General features: G+C 50.1%; 17 protein-coding genes. 8 read left to right on the top strand and 9 right to left on the bottom strand.

The genetic code is table 11. The annotated features are described in order from the left end of the window. Positions 1 to 177: 177 nt before the first annotated feature. Positions 178 to 768, top strand: a complete 591-nt coding sequence (locus NHN17_RS03950) for a TetR/AcrR family transcriptional regulator (RefSeq protein ID WP_255040834.1) — start codon at positions 178 to 180, stop codon at positions 766 to 768. Positions 769 to 834: 66 nt separating this feature from the next. Here NHN17_RS03950 and NHN17_RS03945 read toward each other — a convergent pair whose 3' ends face one another. The 6 genes from NHN17_RS03945 to NHN17_RS03920 form a co-directional block, all read right to left on the bottom strand. Further along, on the bottom strand, positions 835 to 1,869 hold the full coding sequence (locus NHN17_RS03945) for an ABC transporter ATP-binding protein (RefSeq protein ID WP_255040833.1): 1,035 nt from the start codon (positions 1,867 to 1,869) through the stop codon (positions 835 to 837). Then, on the bottom strand, positions 1,869 to 3,497 hold the full coding sequence (locus tag NHN17_RS03940; protein WP_255040832.1) for an ABC transporter permease: 1,629 nt from the start codon (positions 3,495 to 3,497) through the stop codon (positions 1,869 to 1,871). Before NHN17_RS03940 ends, NHN17_RS03945 begins: the two co-directional genes overlap by 1 nt. 183 nt (positions 3,498 to 3,680) lie before the next feature. Then, positions 3,681 to 4,694, bottom strand: coding sequence for a Fe(3+) ABC transporter substrate-binding protein (locus NHN17_RS03935; protein ID WP_255040831.1), 1,014 nt, complete (start codon positions 4,692 to 4,694; stop codon positions 3,681 to 3,683). Positions 4,695 to 4,861: 167 nt separating this feature from the next. Continuing rightward, positions 4,862 to 6,091, bottom strand: coding sequence for an ammonium transporter AmtB (gene amtB, locus NHN17_RS03930; RefSeq protein WP_255040830.1), 1,230 nt, complete (start codon positions 6,089 to 6,091; stop codon positions 4,862 to 4,864). Positions 6,092 to 6,116: 25 nt separating this feature from the next. Beyond that, on the bottom strand, positions 6,117 to 6,455 hold the full coding sequence (locus tag NHN17_RS03925) for a P-II family nitrogen regulator (protein WP_255040829.1): 339 nt from the start codon (positions 6,453 to 6,455) through the stop codon (positions 6,117 to 6,119). Between the two features lie 192 nt (positions 6,456 to 6,647). Beyond that, positions 6,648 to 7,016, bottom strand: coding sequence for a YacL family protein (locus NHN17_RS03920; protein WP_255040828.1), 369 nt, complete (start codon positions 7,014 to 7,016; stop codon positions 6,648 to 6,650). A gap of 118 nt (positions 7,017 to 7,134) precedes the next feature. Between NHN17_RS03920 and NHN17_RS03915 the strand changes: the two genes are divergently transcribed. From NHN17_RS03915 to NHN17_RS03900, 4 genes are all read left to right on the top strand, one after another. Then, positions 7,135 to 8,271, top strand: a complete 1,137-nt coding sequence (locus NHN17_RS03915; RefSeq protein ID WP_255040827.1) for a sugar diacid recognition domain-containing protein — start codon at positions 7,135 to 7,137, stop codon at positions 8,269 to 8,271. Positions 8,272 to 8,430: 159 nt separating this feature from the next. Next, a complete protein-coding gene (locus NHN17_RS03910) occupies positions 8,431 to 9,696 on the top strand; it encodes a GntP family permease (RefSeq protein WP_255040826.1) in 1,266 nt (421 codons plus the stop codon). A gap of 12 nt (positions 9,697 to 9,708) precedes the next feature. After that, entirely contained in the window at positions 9,709 to 10,845 is a 1,137-nt protein-coding gene (locus tag NHN17_RS03905; RefSeq protein WP_255040825.1) for a glycerate kinase, read from the top strand. A 267-nt stretch (positions 10,846 to 11,112) separates the two neighbouring features. After that, the gene (locus NHN17_RS03900; RefSeq protein WP_255040824.1) at positions 11,113 to 11,565 is read left to right on the top strand and encodes a DoxX family protein; all 453 of its coding nucleotides are present in this window, start codon (positions 11,113 to 11,115) and stop codon (positions 11,563 to 11,565) included. 76 nt (positions 11,566 to 11,641) lie between these two features. Here NHN17_RS03900 and acnB read toward each other — a convergent pair whose 3' ends face one another. Next, complete coding sequence (acnB, locus tag NHN17_RS03895) at positions 11,642 to 14,239, bottom strand: bifunctional aconitate hydratase 2/2-methylisocitrate dehydratase (RefSeq protein WP_255040823.1); 2,598 nt, start codon at positions 14,237 to 14,239, stop codon at positions 11,642 to 11,644. A 274-nt stretch (positions 14,240 to 14,513) separates the two neighbouring features. Next, positions 14,514 to 16,826, bottom strand: a complete 2,313-nt coding sequence (locus tag NHN17_RS03890) for a patatin-like phospholipase family protein (RefSeq protein WP_255040822.1) — start codon at positions 16,824 to 16,826, stop codon at positions 14,514 to 14,516. A 160-nt stretch (positions 16,827 to 16,986) separates the two neighbouring features. Between NHN17_RS03890 and NHN17_RS03885 the strand changes: the two genes are divergently transcribed. From NHN17_RS03885 to NHN17_RS03875, 3 genes are all read left to right on the top strand, one after another. Beyond that, positions 16,987 to 17,169 carry a hypothetical protein gene (locus NHN17_RS03885; RefSeq protein ID WP_255040821.1) on the top strand — a complete coding sequence of 61 codons (183 nt, stop codon included), beginning with the start codon at positions 16,987 to 16,989 and terminating at the stop codon, positions 17,167 to 17,169. A 130-nt stretch (positions 17,170 to 17,299) separates the two neighbouring features. After that, entirely contained in the window at positions 17,300 to 19,372 is a 2,073-nt protein-coding gene (locus NHN17_RS03880) for an LruC domain-containing protein (protein ID WP_255040820.1), read from the top strand. A gap of 60 nt (positions 19,373 to 19,432) precedes the next feature. Next, positions 19,433 to 19,906 carry a hypothetical protein gene (locus tag NHN17_RS03875; RefSeq protein ID WP_255040819.1) on the top strand — a complete coding sequence of 158 codons (474 nt, stop codon included), beginning with the start codon at positions 19,433 to 19,435 and terminating at the stop codon, positions 19,904 to 19,906. A gap of 172 nt (positions 19,907 to 20,078) precedes the next feature. Here NHN17_RS03875 and lpdA read toward each other — a convergent pair whose 3' ends face one another. Beyond that, entirely contained in the window at positions 20,079 to 21,506 is a 1,428-nt protein-coding gene (lpdA, locus tag NHN17_RS03870) for a dihydrolipoyl dehydrogenase (RefSeq protein ID WP_255040818.1), read from the bottom strand. Positions 21,507 to 21,553: the final 47 nt, after the last annotated feature.

Genomic DNA, 21,553 nt, shown 5'->3' with positions numbered 1-21,553 from the left:
GTAAAAACGGAGCCTTATTCTATCACCACTAAAAAGTAATAGTTATTTTATCGCCCCTGTCAATCATATGATACAGAATGAATAAAACACGATTGAATATAAATGGTTGCTACTGTAAAGTTACAAGCAGAACTAATCACAATCAAAATAATGACAATTGAGCTAGGAATCATCGACATGGATACGTTCGCGAAAAAAACAAGGACTCGTCTATCCCCAGAGAAACGCAAAGAACAGCTTCTCAACTTTGCCTTGGATGTTTTTGCAAGACGCGGCATCGGCCGAGCGGGCCATGCAGATATCGCCGACATGGCCAACGTTTCAGTTGCCACTGTTTTCAACTATTTCCCAACCCGTGAAGCCTTGGTCGAAGAGGTGTTGACCCAAGTAGAGCAACGCTTCAAAGTGATGATGGCCGACAGCTTTACCAGTGGGCAACCACTAGAAAAACAGCTCACCGAGGTTTGCTACCACCTTATTGATGAGGTAATAGATCAGCAAGACTGGATAAAAGTATGGTTCGAGTGGAGCACTTCTGTCCGCGAGGAGATCTGGCCCCATTTTGTCAGTAGCAACAAGGATCATTTCACCAAAGTTACCGAATACTTCGAACAAGCAAACCTCTCAGATGATCTTTCTGCCTGCGATCGTGCATGGCAATTCCAGGGCTTATGCTATGTCCTCTACTTGCAAGCTAATATCAACCCTGAACGAGAAGAAATGCAGGCTTTAGCAACTAGCCACATTAAAGCACTACTCAAAAAGTAACACAAACAAGGCCAGTCATAAGACCGGCCTTGTATTTTGTACTGCCAATGAGAAAAACTAGTTGAGCTAACTTGCCGCCGCAAACACCACTGGCTCATGCGGCTCCAGAGTGACTGCAACTCTCTCGCCAATCTGCAAGATAAGGTGTGAATTGACAATCAGGCTGTGGCCTTGGAATTCGACCGTATAGCGGCAGATATCTCCCATAAACAGTTGCTCGGTAATCACCCCAGCCCCGTCGTCTGCCGGTTGTACCTTGAGGTTCTGTGGGCGAAGCAGCCACTCAGCATCACCATTGCTAGCAGGCGTGCTGTTGACGTTAATCGCGCCGAACGGCGTCGACAAGGTATTACCGCCCGCAAGTGTCACCGGCAGGTAAGAGCCGGTACCAAGAAACTCTGCCACAAAGCGACTGCTTGGACGGTAGTAAAGCTCCGTTGCGCTACCAAACTGCTCAATCACCCCGTTGTTCATGACCGCCATGCGGTCGGCAAAGGCAAACGCCTCTTCACGACTGTGGGTAACGAAAATTGCCGTGACTCCCTGTGCCTTGAAAATACGGCGGATCTCTTTGATCAAACCGTGGCGCACTTGGGTATCGATATTGGAGAACGGTTCATCCAGCAAGATCAAATCCGGTTCGCAAGCCAATGCCCGGGCAATAGCAACACGCTGCTGCTGACCACCGGATAACTGGTGCGGATAACGGCTATCAAGTCCAGTCAAGCGAACCAGCTCTAACATCTGCTGGATCTTGGCAGCCACTTTCGCCTTACTCCAATCACGCAGGCCAAAGGCGATATTTTCCGCTACCGTCAGGTGCGGGAACAACGCATAGTCCTGGAAGATCATACCGATGTTTCGCTTCTCCGGCGGCAACCACGTATGCTCATCGGCAATAATACGGCCATTGATATGAATGACCCCGCTTTCCAATGGCAGCAGGCCGGCGATAGCCTTGAGCAGCGTTGTTTTGCCACAACCACTGGCGCCTAACAGGCAGACAATCTCATTGTCTTTTACCGGCAATGAGAGGTTTTCCAATACCGCCTGACCATGATATTTACAGGTTAGGTCTTTAACAGATAATGCGTGACTCATCAGTGTTTCTGCTCCAAAGAACGGTTAACCATCACCAGTGGGATCAAGCCAACAATGACCAGTAGGATCGCCGGCAAGGCAGCCAGTTCAAGCTGCTCATCAGATGCGAAATTATAAACATAGGTTGCCAAGGTCTCGAAGTTAAACGGGCGTAACAATAGCGCCGCATTAAGTTCTTTCATCGACTCAATGAACACCAACAACCCCGCAATCAGGCAACCACGGCGGATCAATGGCAAATGAACCCGGCGCAGCATCGCCATTGAGGCATACCCCATGGTCTTGGAGGCCATATCGAGAGAAGGCGGGATCTTGGCCAGACTGCTTTCAATACTACCAACAGCCACAGCAGCAAAGCGCACCACAAAAGCAAAGACAATGGCAAACATGGTGCCGGAAAAAATCAGCCCTGGGCGACCAAGTCCATTGGCAATAGTAAAATCATTGAGAAGATGATCAGCGCTGGTCAACGGGATCATCACCCCAATAGCCAGCACCGTACCCGGTACTGCATAGCCCAGTGAGGAAATACGGGTCGGCACAACAGTAATACCTCGACCATCCAGACGGCGATAAAAGTTTACAATTAGCGCCAGGGCTACGGCCAGAACAGCGACAATAAGAGACACTTTCAAGCTATTGATACTGTACTGCTGGAACTGGCTAGTCCAGCTGTCACCAAAGTAATGCCAAGCATAGTAACTCAGCTGCATCAGCGGCATTAGGAAGGCAAAACCAATCAAGCCCCAACACCAGCTCAGCGCCGCCCACTTTTTCCAGCCAGAAAGGGGATAGCGAATATCATCGCCATGTTCGAATTCCTGCTGGAACATTTTCTGCTTACGGCGGCTGAAACGCTCCGCGCTGATCAAAACAAAAATCACCAGCAGCATAATCGCCGAGATTTTTGCCGCAGCATTGAGGTTCGAGTAGCCAAGCCACGTATCATAAACCGCCGTAGTCAGGGTGTTGACAGCGAAATAGCTAACGGTACCGAAATCCCCCAGCGTTTCCATTGCAACCAGCGACAAACCAACCGCTATCGATGGGCGGGCCAACGGCAAAGAGATGCGGCGGAAACTGTCCCACGGACTACATTTAAGCAGGCGAGCCGATTGCAGCAAGCTAGTACTTTGCTCCATGAAGGCAGCACGGGCCAGCAAGTAAATATAAGGATAGAGCACCAGTGCCAATACCAAGCATGCGCCACCGAGCGAGCGGATATTCGGGAACCAGTAATCATGAATGGTTTGCCAGCCAAAGATATCGCGCAGCAAGATCTGAACAGGGCCGGCAAAATCGAACCAGTCGGTATAGATATAACCGATGATATACCCCGGCATGGCGAGCGGCAGTACCAATGACCACTGCAGCACCTTCTCACCAGGGAGTCGGCACATCGCCATGATCCAGGCTGACGGTAAACCGAATAGCAGTGCCAATAACATCGTACCTGTGACCAACCAGAAAGTATTGGCGGCATAGGTCGGCATCACAGTTCCCATCAAGTGGGAAAAGACGTCATCAGTCTCACCGAGGGCGGTGTAAAAAATGGCCAGAATAGGCAAAACCAGCAGCAGGGAAAAGCCCCAGCCGCTGGTTCGCCAAAAGAGATATTTTTCTTTCATTGCTTACTACTTAAGTACCTTTTGCAATCAAGATGTGGCACCGAATAATACGACCTTCAGTAAGCCTTCCCGACACAGGGGGAAAACCTTGCTACAGGAAGGGAAAAACTACCACAACTCATTGGAAAAAGTACTTAGCCTTACGCAATAAATGGGGCATTACGCCCCACTTTTTGTAACCAATTACAGATCAAACTTCACTTCGTCTAGCAGTTTGATTGCTGTGCTGTGGTACTCCGCAACTTTGTCTAGTGAGACATCATCAGCGTTGAAGTCACCCCAAGATGCCACCAGCTCCGAACGGTTTACGCCTTCTTTCACCGGGTATTCATAGTTGACTTCCGCGTACATCTGCTGTGCTTTGTCACCAGTCAGGAATTCCATCAGTTTCTGGGCATTTTCCTGGTTAGGCGCGTATTTCGCCATGGCCATGCCGCTTACGTTTACGTGGGTCCCATTGCTTTTCTGGCCAGGGAAGTTGATGTATACCGCTTCAGCCCAAGACTTCTGCTTCTCGTCGTTAACCATCTTACCCAGGTAGTAGCTGTTACCGACCGCCAGATCACACAGACCCTCTTTCACCGCTTTAACTTGTGCACGGTCATTACCCTGTGGCTTACGAGCTAGGTTTGCTTTAAAGCCTTCTAGCCACGCTTTGGTTTCTGCTTCACCGTAGTGAGCAACCATCGAAGAAACTAAAGAAATGTTGTACGGGTGCTTACCTGAACGAGTACAGATTTTGCCTTTCCACTCAGGGTTGGCAAGGTCGGTATAATCAAAGTCCGCAGGCAGGCGGCCAACACGATCACGCGATGAGTACACGTTACGGGTACGTAGCGTCAGGGCAAACCACTCGTCTTCGTTGTCGCGGAAGTGTGCAGGGACATTGGCATCAATCACTTTGCTGTCAACAGCTTGTACAAGCTCTTTGTCAGAAAGCTCTACCAGGCGGCTAATGTCTGTTGTCAAAACCACATCGGCAGGACTGTACTGGCCTTCTTGCTGTAGCTTTTCCGCCAAACCTTCTTTTGCAAACTTCACGTTTACTTTAATACCGGTTTCAGCCGTAAACTCTTTGAACATAGGCTCGACCAAGAATGGCTGGCGGTAAGAGTAAACATTGACTTCTTCCGCTGCGATAGCCGCTTGTGGAGCCGCTAAGCCCAATAGAATTGCCGATGCCAACAGCTTTTTCATTGTGATCCTTCCCTTAAAGTAAACGCAAAATGTAATGATAATACTTCTCAATGAGATGTAATTATAATGTAGCCTACTTTTAAAGCAATGGCTTGTGACATTAACAAACAAAAAAACGCTGCCAATTGACAGCGTTTTCTTAAAGTTGTGAACTAAATATATGTTACTTATTTCACACTGACAAACTCTGGGTAAGCATCGATACCACAATCGTGAAGATCCATACCCGCCAGCTCTTCTTCTTCGGTCACTCGGATACCAACGGTGTACTTCAGTACTGCCCATACCGCCAAGCTTGCAGCAAATACCCAGCCAAAGATAACTGCAGCCCCTAGCAGCTGTGCACCAAATGTCGCATCAGCGTTGCTGAAAGGTACAACCATCAAACCAAGGAAGCCACACACACCGTGAACCGAGATAGCACCAACTGGATCATCAATCTTGATCTTGTCCAAGCCAATAATGCTAAACACCACTAGCGCACCTGCGACCACACCGATAATAACTGAAGCCATTGGTGATGGAGATAGTGGGTCGGCGGTAATCGCGACCAGACCAGCCAGTGCACCGTTGAGGATCATGGTCAAGTCAGCCTTGCCCCATGTAGTCTTACACACAGCCAGTGCAGCAATTGCGCCAGCGGCAGCGGCAGCGTTGGTGTTCAGGAAGATCTGGCCAACAGCCGTAGCATTTTCAAAGTCAGACACCATCAACTGCGAACCACCGTTGAAGCCGAACCAGCCCAGCCACAGAATGAAGGTACCCAGAGTAGCCAACGGCATGTTTGAGCCCGGGATTGGGTGAATAGAGCCGTTTTTGCCATATTTACCCTTACGAGCACCCAGTAGCAAGACACCCGACAAAGCTGCTGCTGCACCGGCCATGTGGACGATACCTGAGCCAGCAAAGTCGCTGAAGCCCGCTTCAGCCAGGAAGCCGCCGCCCCAGGTCCAGTAACCTTCTAGCGGATAGATGAAGCCTGTCAAAATGACTGAGAAAATGAGGAATGACCACAGCTTCATACGCTCGGCAACTGCGCCGGAAACAACAGACATCGCCGTTGCCACAAATACCACCTGGAAGAAGAAATCAGATTCCAGTGAGTGATCAGCCCCTTCAGCCTGTGTACCAATCAGGGCACCAATGGAAGGGATCCAACCCCCTTCGCCGTTATCAACATACATAATGTTGTAACCGACAATCAGGTACATAGTACAAGCGATGGCATACAAGCAGAAGTTTTTGGTTAAAATTTCAGTGGTGTTCTTAGAGCGCACCAAACCTGCTTCCAGCATGGCAAAGCCCGCAGCCATCCACATGACCAGCGCACCAGAAATCAAGAAGTAAAAAGTGTCGAGTGCATAACGCAGTTCACTTACAGTTGTTGCTAGTTCCATAATCTTCGTCCCCTACGCTTAATTCTTATAAAGCTTCTAAATCCGTTTCACCGGTACGAATACGTACTGCATGGTCTAGGTCGTAAACAAAAATCTTTCCATCACCAATCTTGCCGGTCTGGGCTGCCTTTGAAATGGCATCGATAATAGCCTCTAGATTTTCTGCCTGAGTCGCAATTTCCAGCTTAACTTTTGGTAGGAAGTCCACTTGGTACTCTGCCCCACGGTACAACTCGGTGTGGCCTTTCTGGCGACCGAATCCCTTCACCTCAGAAACCGTCATTCCCTCAACCCCAACATCCGCTAGCGCTTCACGTACATCGTCCAACTTAAATGGTTTGATTATTGCGTTGATCACTTTCATTGCCTGCTCCTCAAAACGGAATTCCTTCTCAATCACAGTTCAATAATAAACAAGCAACGTGCCAACTTTTTTAACTCTTTATTTTCAACAGCTTATATAATAGTGTGACTTTGATACAAAAAAGGCCGCACCGTAATAGTGCAGCCTTTTCACCGAAATGAAGCAATAAGCCCCTCAGCCAAGCTGGTTGACTCAAAAACGGGTAACGAATCCGCGCCATGCCGTCAAAACCTGTGCAAAGTCCTCAAAACCGCATACCGCCACAGCCTCTTCATCATAAAAGTCCATGTTGTCTTCCAGCTCCGCATCATCTTCTGAAAACAAGTAATTAGCTTGAACCACAGCCTCATTGTCCTGCAAAGTCAGGGTTAACTCATCGCCAATAATGCGCCATTCCTGAGTGCTGTTTTTCAGTGCACCAAGCTGGGACATCACGGTGTCCATCTTGTCAAAGTCCTTGCCGATCTCTTCCAACAGCCAGCGCCCAAGAGCTTCATGCCCCATAGAGAAAACCGCATGATAGCTACCGTCCAGGGTATTCTTTTTAAAATCGTAATCCATAGCTATCCTCTGTGTGATGTCAGTGATCTAAAGTGCAATGATGGTAAACTCGACTGAAGCAGGGTAATAAACCCGCCTCTTCGCGCAAGAGCGCACATTTTCAGGATCTGACACAAAAATGCAACTCAATGCGACCATTGCCCGACAAATCGTCGAGCGGACGATGAAAATCATCCATTATTCGGTCAATGTGATGGACGAATATGGCCGGATCATTGGCTCTGGCGATCCCAGTCGCCTCAACCAGCGCCATGAAGGTGCTGTACTCGCTATCACTGACAACCGGGTAGTCGAAATTGATCCCGGTACCGCACTGCAACTCAAAGGGGTAAAGCCCGGTATTAACCTGCCTATCGTCTTCCGCGACCAAATTATAGGTGTGGTAGGGGTTTCCGGCACGCCAGATCAAGTGCGTAACTATGGCGAACTGGTCAAAATGACTGCCGAGCTGATCGTCGAACAAGAAGCCTTGATGTCTCAGGTGCAGTGGAACAAACGTCACCGCGAAGAGTTGGTATTGCAGCTGATCAAAGGCACCGAGCTCAATGATACCCAACTGCTCTCCATTGCCCAGAAGCTCGATCTGGATCTGGCCCAACCGCGCATAGCCGCCTTGGTCAAGGTACTCCCTGCAGAAGGCGAGTCACTATCACTCGAACACCTGCAAAAAATGGTGCATCTACTCGAATACCCTGAGCGCGACAACCTGGTCGGAATCCATTCGGTGTCGCTCAATGAGATAGTGGTGCTAAAACCCATCACCCTAGAAGATGCGGGATGGTCACGGGATATCGAGGAAAAACGGATCAACAAGCTGATGCGCCGGGTTGCCAAGGAAAGCCACTTCTCAATCCAGATCGCCCTTGGTGACTACTTTCCCGGTCTACCGGGGTTATCACGCTCGTTCCAAACGGCCCAGGCAACCCTCAACGCCGGTAAAAACGGCGGGGATGTCTTGTTCTACCAAGATCACCTGCTGCCTGTACTCCTCAGCGGGCTCAAAGACGACCCTTGGCGCTACGAGCAATTGGTCAAACCACTCGACGATCTCAAGGCTAATGATCCTAAAGGGACCCTGTTCAAGACCCTTAAGGTATTTTTTGCTCAGAATTGTGATTTAGCTCAAACATGCGAAATGCTCCATATTCACCGCAATACCCTGCGTTACCGGATTGATCGTATCGAGAAGATAACAAAGATAAATTTCAATAGCTTACCTGACAAAACCCGGTTGTATCTCGCCCTTTCATGCTAGTTTAAAAAACCACCAAACTGTGCAACCGCACAAAAAATCAAACCTGAGGTGATGATTTTTCGTCATCTCGCCTAAAGCCAAAAGCCGCTTGCCCGAGTACATTCCACCGCAGTTAGGAATTTTCTTTTTTTCTTTTTTAATTTTGACGTGGAATAGAACATGGTAGAAGTATCAACACTGGGTGCTCTGGCAGCACTGGTAGTGGCCATTAGCCTGATCCTGAAAAAAGTCCCACCCGCCTACGGCATGATCATCGGTGCCCTCGTCGGTGGTATTATCGGTGGTGTGTCACTGACCGATACTGTTAACCTGATGATCGGCGGTGCCCAGGGCATTGTTACCGCAGTACTGCGAATCTTAGCTGCCGGTGTCCTTGCCGGTGTGTTAATTGAGTCTGGTGCAGCGACTTCTATCGCTGAAACCATCGTCAAGAAAGTCGGCGAGACCCGTGCCCTGCTGGCACTGGCCGTCGCTACGATGATCCTGACCGCCGTCGGCGTATTCGTTGACGTCGCGGTTATCACTGTGGCCCCAATCGCACTGGCGATTGCACGCCGTGCCGATCTGTCGAAAATGGCTATCTTGCTGGCCATGGTCGGTGGCGGTAAAGCCGGTAACATCATGTCACCCAACCCCAATGCGATTGCCGCGGCCGATGCCTTCAATGTCCCGCTAACGTCAGTAATGGCAGCTGGCGTGATCCCTGGCCTGTGCGGTATGGCGTTCGCTTACTTCATTGCAAAAAAACTGGTTAACCGTGGCAGCAAAGTCGCCGAGCACGAAGTTGTCGCCGTCGACCATAGTCGCCTACCGAAATTCGGAGCAGCCATTGTCGCGCCACTTATCGCTATCGCCCTATTGGCGCTGCGCCCGATTGCCGGGATCAATGTTGACCCACTGATCGCCCTGCCGCTAGGTGGCTTGGCCGGTGCAGTGATCATGGGCCGCTTCCGTGATACCAACCACTTTGCCGTGTCCGGCCTGACCCGTATGGCACCGGTTGCCGTTATGCTTCTGGGTACCGGTACTCTGGCAGGCATCATTGCCAACTCTGGCCTGAAAGACGGTCTGATTGATCTACTCACAGCCTCTGGGCTGCCGTCTTATCTGCTCGCACCTATTTCAGGCTCGATGATGGCACTGGCAACGGCTTCCACTACTGCCGGTACGGCGGTTGCCTCTAGCGTATTTAGCCACACCATCCTTGAGCTGGGCGTACCTGCGCTGGCTGGTGCCGCGATGATCCACGCTGGCGCCACTGTTATGGATCACATGCCACACGGCAGCTTCTTCCATGCCACAGGTGGCGCCGTTCATATGGATATCAAAGAGCGCCTCAAGCTGATCCCTTACGAGTCAGCTGTCGGCCTGATGATTGCCGTCGTCTCTACCCTCATCTTCGGTGTTTTCGGTTTCTTCGTTTAAGGATTTATCGCCATGAAAATTATTATTGCCCCAGATTCATACAAAGAAAGTTTGACGGCCATGGAAGTGGCAACGGCTATCGAAGCGGGTTTCCGCCAAGTCCTACCGGAAGCCGAATACCACAAATTACCAATGGCTGACGGTGGCGAAGGCACCGTTCAATCTCTGGTTGATGCCACTAACGGCTCTATCATCGAGCAATCTGTAACTAGCCCGCTGGGCGAGCTGGTAGACGGTTTCTACGGTGTGATGGGCAATGGTCGCACAGCAATCATCGAAATGGCAGCGGCCTCAGGCCTGCACCTGGTCGCGCCAGAGCTGCGCAATCCGCTGAAAACCACCACTTTCGGGACCGGTGAGCTGATCAAAGCGGCGCTGGACAACGGCGTCGAGCACATCATCGTTGGTATCGGCGGCAGTGCCACCAACGACGGCGGTATCGGTATGGCACAAGCGCTGGGTATCCGTCTGCTGGACGAAAACAATGAAGAGATAGGTTTTGGCGGCGCTGAGCTGGCCCGTATTGCCACCATCGACAAAACCAACCTTGACCCTCGCCTAGCGACCGTAAAACTGGAAGTCGCCTGTGATGTCGACAACCCACTATGCGGCCCGAAAGGCGCATCGCATATCTTCGGCCCACAAAAAGGTGCAACACCACAAATGGTCGAGCAGCTTGATGCGAATCTGGCCCACTACGCTGGTATCATCAAATCCCAGCTAGGCCGTGATGTAAAAGACATGGCCGGTGCCGGTGCTGCCGGTGGTCTTGGTGCCGCCTTGCTTGGCCTGTTGGATGCGAGCCTGCGTCCAGGTATCGACATTGTGATGGATGCGGTAAACCTAGTGGATGTGTGCGCGGATGCTGATTTGGTGATCACCGGTGAAGGCCGCATCGACAGCCAGACGGTCCATGGCAAAACGCCAATCGGTGTTGCCCGTACCGCCAAGCGCTTCCATATCCCAGTGATCGGTATCGCTGGTTGTCTGGCCGACGATTGCGACGCGGTCTACGACCACGGTATCGATGCGGTATTCAGTGTTACGCCGCGCGCGATGGATCTTCAAACCGCCATGGATGAAGCGGCATTCAACGTCGAGATGACCGCTCGCAACGTTGCCGCCATGCTGACTGTAAGCAAACGCTAGTCCAATCAGAGTAGCAAACGAATATCAAAGGCCGGTACATCTGTATCGGCTTTTCTGTTTGTGCCTGCTTCCCGTACCAGATGGACGAGCCTTGTCGACTTTACGGGAGTTATATCTCCTCTAGCCTATCGCCCATCGCCACGTGCCTAACCCAAAGGTGTTAGCTTCCTCACAGAACCACACATTGATCCGTGTCATTCAGATTAGGGTCATCTCCCTCGTAGTCTAATAGGACAAGCTACTCTTTTTCTCATGAAGGATCCTGTCATGGACAAACTACTTGCTCTCCTATCCGGTCGAAACGGATCTCACCGTATCGAAGACCTGCTACTGCTGTTGCTCCGTTTGGCCATCGGCGGGGCGATGCTGACCCACGGCGTTGGCAAATTAATGAACTTCAGTGAGCTAGCCCCTACTTTTATCGACCCGTTCGGCATTGGCTCTGCCCCAAGCCTGGTGTTGGCAATGCTAGCCGAAGTGCTTGGTTCTATTGCACTGATGCTGGGTATACTCACCCGTATCAGCGCTTTGGTATTGCTATTTACTATGGGGACGGCAGCCTATGCGGTAGGTATGCTAAAAGGCTGGGCGGATGCAGAGCTAGCCTTTATCTATTCACTGGTTTACCTCACCCTGATGATACAAGGCGGTGGTCGTATCGGTCTTGAGCACTTGTGGCTCAGCAAGCGCCGTAAAGCCAAGGCATTGGCGAAAGAGTAAACGGCTTAAACCTTTATTCTTGATACCATAAAAAACGCCTCCAACTGGAGGCGTTTTTATTCGTAGCAGCTTACCCTTAAGCCGGTTGCTGGATGATCACATCATCGGCTTTCTTGGTGTACTGTTCCATACGGTGGAAATTGAGGTAACGGTAGGTATCCGCTGCCGTCGCATCAATTTGCTTGGCGTACTCAAGGTACTCTTCCTTGGTTGGAATACGGCCAAGAATAGCACCGACCGCTGCGAGTTCAGCAGAAGACAGGTAAACATTGGCACCAGTACCCAAACGGTTCGGGAAGTTACGGGTCGATGTCGACATCACCGTTGCCTTGTCAGCGACACGGGCCTGGTTACCCATACACAATGAACAACCTGGGGTTTCGATACGTACGCCAGCGCGACCGAAGATTCCGTAGTAGCCTTCTTCGGTAAGCTGATCTCTATCCATCTTGGTCGGCGGAGCCACCCACAGGCGGGTATCAAGCTGACCACCGAACTTCTCAAGCAGTTTACCTGCCGCACGGAAGTGACCGATGTTGGTCATACACGAACCGATGAACACTTCATCAATCGCTGTCCCCTGCACATCAGAAAGCAGACGTGCATCATCCGGATCGTTTGGTGCACACAAGATAGGCTGGTTGATCTCTGCCAGGTCGATTTCGATAACATGCGTGTACTCGGCATCGTTATCTGCTTCCATCAACTCAGGGTTCGCCAACCACGCTTCCATTGCCGTGATACGACGCTCGATAGTACGGCGGTCGCCGTAACCTTCGGCAATCATCCACTTAAGCATCACGATGTTAGAGTTCAAGTACTCAGCAATCGATTCTTGCGACAACTTCACCGTACAGCCTGCAGCACTGCGCTCGGCTGACGCATCAGAAAGCTCAAATGCCTGCTCTACCGTTAGGTGCTCAACACCTTCGATTTCCAGTACACGGCCAGAGAATTCGTTGATCTTACCGGCTTTCTCTACCGTCAACAGACCTTGCTGGATCGCGTAATAAGGGATGGCATGCACCAAGTCACGTAGGGTGATCCCTTCTTGCATCTCACCCTTGAAGCGCACCAAAATAGATTCTGGCATATCAAGCGGCATCACACCGGTTGCGGCAGCAAATGCGACCAGACCAGAGCCTGCCGGGAACGAAATACCCAGAGGGAAACGGGTGTGTGAGTCACCACCTGTACCCACGGTATCAGGCAGCAGCATACGGTTCAGCCATGAGTGAATAACACCGTCACCCGGGCGTAACGACACGCCACCGCGGTTCATGATGAAATCAGGCAAGGTATGGTGGGTGTTCACATCAATCGGCTTAGGGTAGGCCGAAGTGTGACAGAACGACTGCATGGTCAATTCAGCCGAAAAACCAAGACACGCCAGATCTTTTAGTTCATCACGGGTCATTGGGCCGGTGGTATCTTGTGAGCCTACCGTTGTCATTTTCGGCTCACAGTACGTCCCAGGACGAATACCCTCGACACCGCAGGCTTTACCCACCATCTTCTGGGCCAAGGTATACCCTTTGCCTGAATCTTCAACCGCAACAGGGCGGCGGAACACATCAGATGATGGTAGGCCCAGTGATTGGCGGGCCCGATCAGTCAGGCCGCGGCCAATGATCAGTGGAATACGGCCACCAGCACGCACTTCGTCAATCAGCACATCGGTTTTCAGCTCAAACGTCGATACAACATCATCACTACCATGGCGGCGTACTTCACCCTTGAACGGGTAGACATCAATCACATCGCCCATGTTCAGCGCGGTGACATCCACTTCAATCGGCAGCGCACCCGCATCTTCCATGGTATTGAAAAAGATTGGCGCAATCTTACCGCCCAGGACATAACCACCAGCACGCTTGTTAGGTACATTAGGGATATCGTCACCCATGAACCAAAGCACCGAGTTAGTCGCCGACTTACGTGATGAGCCGGTACCAACAACATCGCCGACATAAACCAGCTGATGACCTTTCGCTTTCAGTGCTTCGATCTGCTTGATAGGGCCAATCGAGCCCGGCTGATCAGGTTCGATACCTTCGCGTTCGTTCTTCAACATCGCCAAGGCATGTAGCGGGATATCAGGACGCGACCACGCATCCGGTGCCGGTGACAGATCATCGGTATTGGTTTCGCCAGTCACTTTGAATACGGTCAGGGTGATTTTTTCTGCCAGCTCAGGCTTGGACAGGAACCACTCGGCATCCGCCCAAGATTGGATCACCTGCTTGGCAAATGCATTGCCGGCTTTCGCTTTCTCTTCGACGTCATAGAAGGCATCGAACATCAGTAGAGTATGGGACAACGTCTTAACCGCAATCGGGGCCAGAGCATCATCGTCAAGCAGTGCAATCAGCGGCTCAATGTTGTAACCACCTTGCATCGTACCCAACAACTCTGCAGCTTTTTCCTTGCTGACGATTGGGGACTGCGCTTCACCTTTAGTCAATGCCGCAAGAAATCCAGCCTTAACGTAGGCCGCTTCATCAACACCAGGGGGAATACGATTTTCCAGCAGATCTAGCAGAAAGGCGTCCTCACCTGCCGGTGGGGTCTTCAGTAATTCAATCAAAGCGGCAACTTGCTCAGCATCGAGCGGCTTTGGAACAACTCCTTCTGCAGCACGTTCTTCGACGTGTTTACGGTAGGCTTCAAGCACGACATATTCCTCATTTTAGGTTTGGCCGCACTGGCCAAACATCCTTGGAAGTGATTGATCTGCCGTTAGCATCCTTGAAGGCAGTGTTACTCCTTCGGTCACATAGGAAATGTTACTATTTCAGCCAACGGAGACCAAAACCGTCTACCGAGCATACCAGATTTAACGTAATATTAAAATCCAGTCGTTTTTCACAACATTCAAAAGTTTTGAATAAATGTAAGGAAGTGTTGACCCAACCAGATTTTTTTCGCCCTTATTTCAGCTTATTACACTACAACGCCCCGCCAAAAAAGACATAAAACGCATGATTTGACTGTTCGGTACGGCCATAAGCCAAGATAAGCGGACCGACGGGCGTGGTGATCCCCGAGTACAGGCTGCCTGCAGTATAGAGCGGGACATCCTTGAAATTCAGATCGGAATTGTTATAGACCCCGCCGTATTCCACTGAGCCACCGAAGAAGACCGAGGATTTGAACAAGCCAAAGTCCTGCTCCGTCAGGTTATAGCGATAAATGGCAGCGGTGAATATTTTGTTGTTGCCCGATAAGCTGTTTTTCGGGATCCCGGACAAATTAAGGAAGCCGCCCAGCTCTTTAGGATCGAGCCGCAGGTCAAAGTCCGAACTCACCCGGCCGTATTCTGCCTTGCCCATGAAGGTATGGTCACCATAGGTCACCGCTCCCTTCCAGTTCATATCAAAATGCACAGAAAAATCATCAAACTCACTCCCATCGAAACGACTTTTGTCATCCGATGCGGCCAACTCGAGTTCAAGCAGGTTACCTTGCTTGGGCAGCATAAAGTCATCCAATGTATCTAGGCTGTAACGGATATAGCCAACCTGACTCTTACGCTTATCAACCCCGAAGTTTGGAAAACCCAATACCTCCGTTTCCCCGCTGATATAACGCATTCCCATCCTGAACTCTTGCCACAGCTTTGGTTGCCAACCGAACGAAGCATCAAAAATGGTATCGGTATAATTTGCAGGAATGAATATATCAATATCTTCTAAAGCAGGCTCTTCCCCAAATAAGGGAATATTGTAATCGGTATTTTTATACTCAGCCGTTATCAAGGAAAACCAGTCATGATCTTTGACAAAAGGCAGGTATAGCCCCGTCGCAATACGCTTGTCCGAGCCATATTCCAGCTCGGTGCGCCACTCAGCCCCAGCGCGGCTAAGCCCGGTGACATTGAACGCCATACCAAAGGAGTAATCAGTACTGTTTTCAAAATCATCTTCAAGGGCAAAACGGAAGTCGATGAAGTTTGGCCCCCAACTTTTCTCCTCCACATTGAGTAAAATGACATTCTCACCGTCAATTTTTTCAATGCGGTAATCGACCCGCTCAAAACGGTCGAGGGCATATAAACTACTTACACTCGCGTCCAACTCCTCCGAGCTAATTGCCTTGCCAGCTTCCAGCTCCAAGCGATCAAGCAGTACACCATCGGCATAGCTACTGTTATTTTCCAACCGGATTTCATCGACCACCCGTTCATCAAGCGGCACCAGATGGCGACGGCGCTTCTGTTTATTATCGACGTAATCCTGGAACCAAGTACTGCGGCCAAGGTGATTTAACTCATCAGCCATAGCCATCACCTCAACATAACCGCTCTCGAAAGCCAGCGGCATACGGGCAAAATCAGCAGTGTTAATGCCGCGGATATTAGGTCGAATAAGGAAGTCTTTATCTGATAACAAGGCAATCTGGCGGTCAGCGTTATAGCGAACCATAAAGTCCGTCAGCTGATCCATGACGGCAAAATAAGTATTCAGCTCATCGCGTTTTTTGAATTCGTTACTGATATCAACCGCAATAATGATATCCGCTCCCATGTTGCGGACCACCTCAATCGGCAGGTTATCGGTGATCCCACCATCAACCAATAGCTTGCCCTTTACCTCCTTGGGCGGCAGTAAACCGGGAATTGACATACTGGCCTGCATCACCTCGGCTAAGTCGCCTTTATCAAGTACCACTGGCTCAAGGTTCTCAATATCCGTAGCGACCGCACGGTAGGGGATCACCAACTGATCAAAACTATCAAATACCGGTAAATTGCCGGAGGTCGAGCGTAGAATCGCCCCCATGGTCTGCCCCTGGACAATCCCCCTCGGTGCTTTCAGCTCCCAAAACCCAAAACCCAGCTCACTCGTGATTTGATAACGATCTTCTTGCTGCTTTTCCCTAACCCGGCGATCACCGCGCATGACCCGATCTTGATAGCCCTGCTCCCAGTCAACACTGGTCAGCAACGCCTCAATCTCATCAGCGCTCATCCCGGTCGCATAAAGGCCACCGACATAGGCGCCCATACTGGTTCCGGCAATGTAATCGACCGGGATCTGCAGATCCTCCAGCGCCTTGAGCACCCCGATGTGCGCTGCGCCCTTGGCACCGCCACCGCCCAGCACGACACCGATCTTCGGCCGCTGCTCGGCAAATGCTATGGAAGCAAAAGGGACACTGAACACGCACAAAAGTGTGACGCTTAGCACTAAAGTTCTATAACAGTACTGCAGATAGCAAAACACACTGTGAGTTGCCACAAATGGCTGTTCTTGAGTCATGGCTACTTATTCCGTGAACGCACGCTAGGTTCACATTTTCAGACAAAACTATAAAGACTGTGACGTTAACCGATTCACAATCAAACAAAAGCTGATCCTGGCAACTGCCAAGCAATTGGCGACCAGCCACTTTGTTACCGACCTTTATCATGCTGGCAAAATGCAAGCAGATGAAAGCAAAATAATCCAGCGTCTGAATGATATCAAAAACCAGTATCAATTGTTCGATGCCTCTATTGCTGATCGTACCAGTAACACTGGTCAACGCCACGATCCAAAGTCACCAGCTGAGTTGCAACCGCTTCGACATAATGCTTCGCAAGATACAACTTCCACCCAATAGTTTTTCAATAATTTGCAAAACTGTACATTCCCATACTCTTCACCCCCGAAACAAACCCAAATAAAACAGTAGCTTGAAATTGTGGTATCAAAGTTGATTAGTGCTAATTAGCTAAGGGGGAAATTTAACAATGGATAAAAAATTTTTACTTTCGGTAGTGCCTTTTTTGTTATTGAGTCACAACGCCAACAGTGCAAGTGCAGCCTTCGATACCTGCCCATACACTGCATTTCTGATGCAGGACTCACAAACCAACATATACGGCGTAAACCTACTGACCGGTGCGTTTCAGACCCTGCAAACGGATGTTGGGCAAACAGGGAACCTCAATGCAGCGGGCTACAATGAAACCGACAACTTCATTTATGCCTTCAACACCACCCAGAAAAAAGTGGTACAGGTTGGCAATGACTTCAAGGCAACCACCCTGCCTGTCACCGGCTTGCCAGATTCGCCTTTTTATGTCGGCGATGTCGCCAATAACACCTACTATCTCTACCGATCGGGGCTGTACACAATTCCACTCGACGAAAACGACCCGAATTACCTCAAGGGCAGAAAAATAGAGGGCAGCGATGGCAGTATGAAGATAACCGACTTTGCCTTCCACCCGGACGACGGCAATATTTATGCGGTCGACAACAAGCAGGGGCATTTCTACCGCATCAACCCAAATGACGGTAGCAAAACCATTTTGGGTAATGCCGGGGTAACAGGAACATTCGGTGCCGCCTACTTCGAGGCCAGTGGCAATTTCTATTTCAGCCGCAATCAGGACGGGATCATTTTTACCATCGATGTCTCGGACCCAAACAATATCGATACAACGGCTGTTCAATTTGCTGCCGGGCCGAAGTCTGGTCTCAACGACGGGGTACGTTGCGCCTCAGCTCCTGTCGAAATTGAATCCATTGATTTAGGCGATGCCCCGGACAGTTATCAGACCTCTGTTGACAATAACGGTGCCCGCCACGATCTCAGCAACAATTCTCTCTTCCTTGGCGGCGTTGCGCCTGACAGTGAATCAGTCGTTGGCACGAGTGATGATGCAACAGGAGTCGACGATGAGGACGGCGTCATCATTACCCCGTTACAAAATGGTGAGCAAGCTATGATCACCGTTACAGCCAATCAAGCAGGCGGCTTTCTTAATGCCTGGATTGACTGGAATAAAGACGGTGATTTCAGTGACAACAATGAACAAATCAGTACAGGTCAGGCATTGTCTGCAGGCATGAACTCATTGGTGGTCAATGTACCTGATTTTGTTACTGCTGGTGAGACTTGGGCGAGATTCCGCCTTAGCAGTGCAGAAAACCTACCCGCGTTTGGTGGGGCGCCCGATGGCGAAGTGGAAGACTACCAAGTCACTTTAGAAAACGCTCAACTTAATATCTCCCGCTACGGACCTTTTACCGCCGCATTTGAAGACAGCTGGCCCCGTGAAGGCGACTACGATCTCAATGATGTAGTGATGCGCTATCAAATCGAGATCAAAACCGATCAAAACGATGATGCCCGCCAGATCAAGATCTCAGGGACGTTGCAGGCCCTTGGAGCCGACTATCGCAACGGCTTTGGTATTCATCTACCACGACTCAGCCGTAGCTCAGTCGATGAAGATAACATTATTTTCACTCGAAACGGGCGTGTGGTTGCCGACTCACCACTAGAAACAGGCCAAGGAAATGCTGTGATCATTATTTCGCAAGATCTCAGTGCTCACGCCCAGACCAGTTGTCGCTTCCATCGTACACGGGAAAACTGCCAAGAGATCGAGAAATTCAACTTCTCTGTCACTTTGCCCCTCATCGCTGGAGTGAAGTCTTGGACCCTGCCGGCAGCTCCATTTGATCCCTTCATTTTTGCAGTCGATGGCTTCAACCATGGCGAAGGTACGTCCGTTGGGCGCGGGCTTGAAATTCATCTGGATGACTACGAGCCAACCGATCTCGGTAATGCCAGCCTTGAGCTGATGGGTAACTACGATGATCGCAGTGACAATGGAATCGGCAGTCTATACCGCACCGAAAATGGCCTGCCATGGGGATTTATCGTCACTGAGACTTGGTCTCACCCACTGGAGCAAGTCGATATGTTATTGGCATACCCTCGGTTTTTCGATTACGCCACAACAGGTGCCCATGTCGACTGGTTTATTAAATCAAAAAGGGTTAGCCAACACCTCTATGGCCTCGAATAACAGCATGGCCCCTAAGAGCAATAGCTTGGAATAGCAATAATTGGAAGAACAGAGGAATTGATGATGAAACAATTTACGCTCTTAATTTGCAGTTGGATATTGGCCTTGGGACTGACCGGTTGTGGTGGTGGTGGAGGCGGTGATGACAGTTCGAATTCAAGCTCACCAGCTTCTTCTTCCGAAAACAGCACCAGCGAAGACGACACGGTGACCATGGCGAGTATCAAGGTAGCACCGGACTATGATTTCACCACTAGTCAGCAACTCGAGGTTAATATCGACCTACGGTCTCTCACCGACCAACGCGTTTATGTCGGCTTTTACCAGCAATGGAGTGGTGATGACAACTCTCCGGTCCCCAATCCAGACTCACAGTTACTGTTGCAGGTCATTGATGATGGCCTGCTTAACCAAACTCTGACGATTGGCAAGCAACAACAGTCATTGTTGATGGTAGTAATGTTCGCCGATACCGGTATCAGCCCTGTTACCGATGTGTTCGCGGTGGATGGCGGTGAGTATGCGTATCCGTAAGACGGCGATGGGCGATGGGCGATGTCCATCCAAACAACCGAATACCACTAACCGCTCTACCTTTTTGTCTAAAGCCGGTTGCCAATAGCCAATAGCCAATAGCCAATAGCCTAAGTAAAAACAAAAAAAGCGCCCTAGGGCGCTTTTTTCATAGTCGTTAGCAAAGTAGCAATTACTTACGCTTAACCGCTTTGGCATTTGGAAGGTCAGTGATTGAACCTTCGAATACTTCTGCAGCCAGGCCAACAGACTCGTGTAGCGTTGGGTGAGCGTGGATAGTTAGCGCGATATCTTCGGCGTCACAACCCATCTCGATCGCTAGACCAATTTCACCCAGTAGCTCACCACCGTTAGTACCAACGATAGCACCACCGATCACGCGGTGCGTGTCTTTGTCGAAGATCATCTTCGTCATACCGTCAGCACAGTCAGAGGCAATGGCACGACCAGAAGCAGCCCAAGGGAAAGTCGCAACTTCATAGTTGATACCTTCAGCTTTTGCTTCTTTCTCCGTCTTACCAACCCATGCGACTTCTGGCTCAGTGTACGCAATGGAAGGAATGACTTTAGGGTCGAAGTAGTGCTTCTTACCAGAGATAACTTCAGCGGCTACATGACCTTCATGCACACCTTTGTGAGCAAGCATTGGCTGGCCAACGATGTCACCGATAGCGTGGATGTGAGCAACGTTAGTACGCATCTGCTTATCAACGTTGATGAAGCCACGCTCGTCAACTTCGATCCCCGCTTTTTCAGCGTCGATTAGCTTACCGTTTGGTACACGGCCGATAGCAACAAGTACTGCATCGTAACGAACGGCTTCAGCTGGTGCTTTCTTGCCTTCCATTGACACGTAGATACCATCTTCACGCGCTTCTACAGCCGTTACTTTCGTCTCTAGCATCAGATTGAATTTCTTCTTGATGCGTTTAGTGAAGACTTTGATGATGTCTTTGTCAGCAGCAGGGATTACCTGGTCGAACATTTCAACAACGTCAACCTGAGAACCCAGCGCGTGGTAAACCGTACCCATTTCTAGGCCGATGATACCGCCACCCATCACAAGTAGCTTTTCTGGTACTTCTTTCAGCTCAAGCGCGTCAGTTGAATCCCAGATACGTGAATCTTCGTGCGGGATAAACGGTAGCTCGATAGGACGAGAACCTGCCGCAACGATAGCGTTATCGAAGTTAACAGTTGTTGGACCGTCTTCGCCTTCAACAACGATAGTGTTAGGACCCGTAAATTTACCGTAACCGTTAACTACGTTAACTTTACGCATCTTAGCCATACCGCCAAGACCGCCAGTAAGCTGGGTAATTACTTTTTCTTTCCAAACACGGATTTTGTTGATATCGGTTTGAGGTTCACCGAATACGACACCGTGCTCAGCCATTGCTTTTGCTTCTTCGATGACTTTAGCAACGTGAAGCAGTGCTTTAGATGGGATACAACCCACGTTCAGACATACACCACCAAGCGTGCTGTATTTTTCGATTAGAACCGTATCCAGACCTAAGTCGGCGCAACGGAATGCCGCAGAGTAACCTGCAGGGCCTGAACCCAACACCACTACCTGGGCTTTAATTTCTTTACTCATCATGACCTCGTTGTAAGTCTTTTATCCCTAACAGGCTAAGTATTCGT

The organism is Photobacterium pectinilyticum (genome assembly GCF_024357955.1).
Lineage (GTDB): Bacteria > Pseudomonadota > Gammaproteobacteria > Enterobacterales > Vibrionaceae > Photobacterium > Photobacterium pectinilyticum.
The sequence above is the reverse complement of the archived record's forward strand: the minus strand, read 5'-3'. Positions and strand labels throughout refer to the sequence as shown.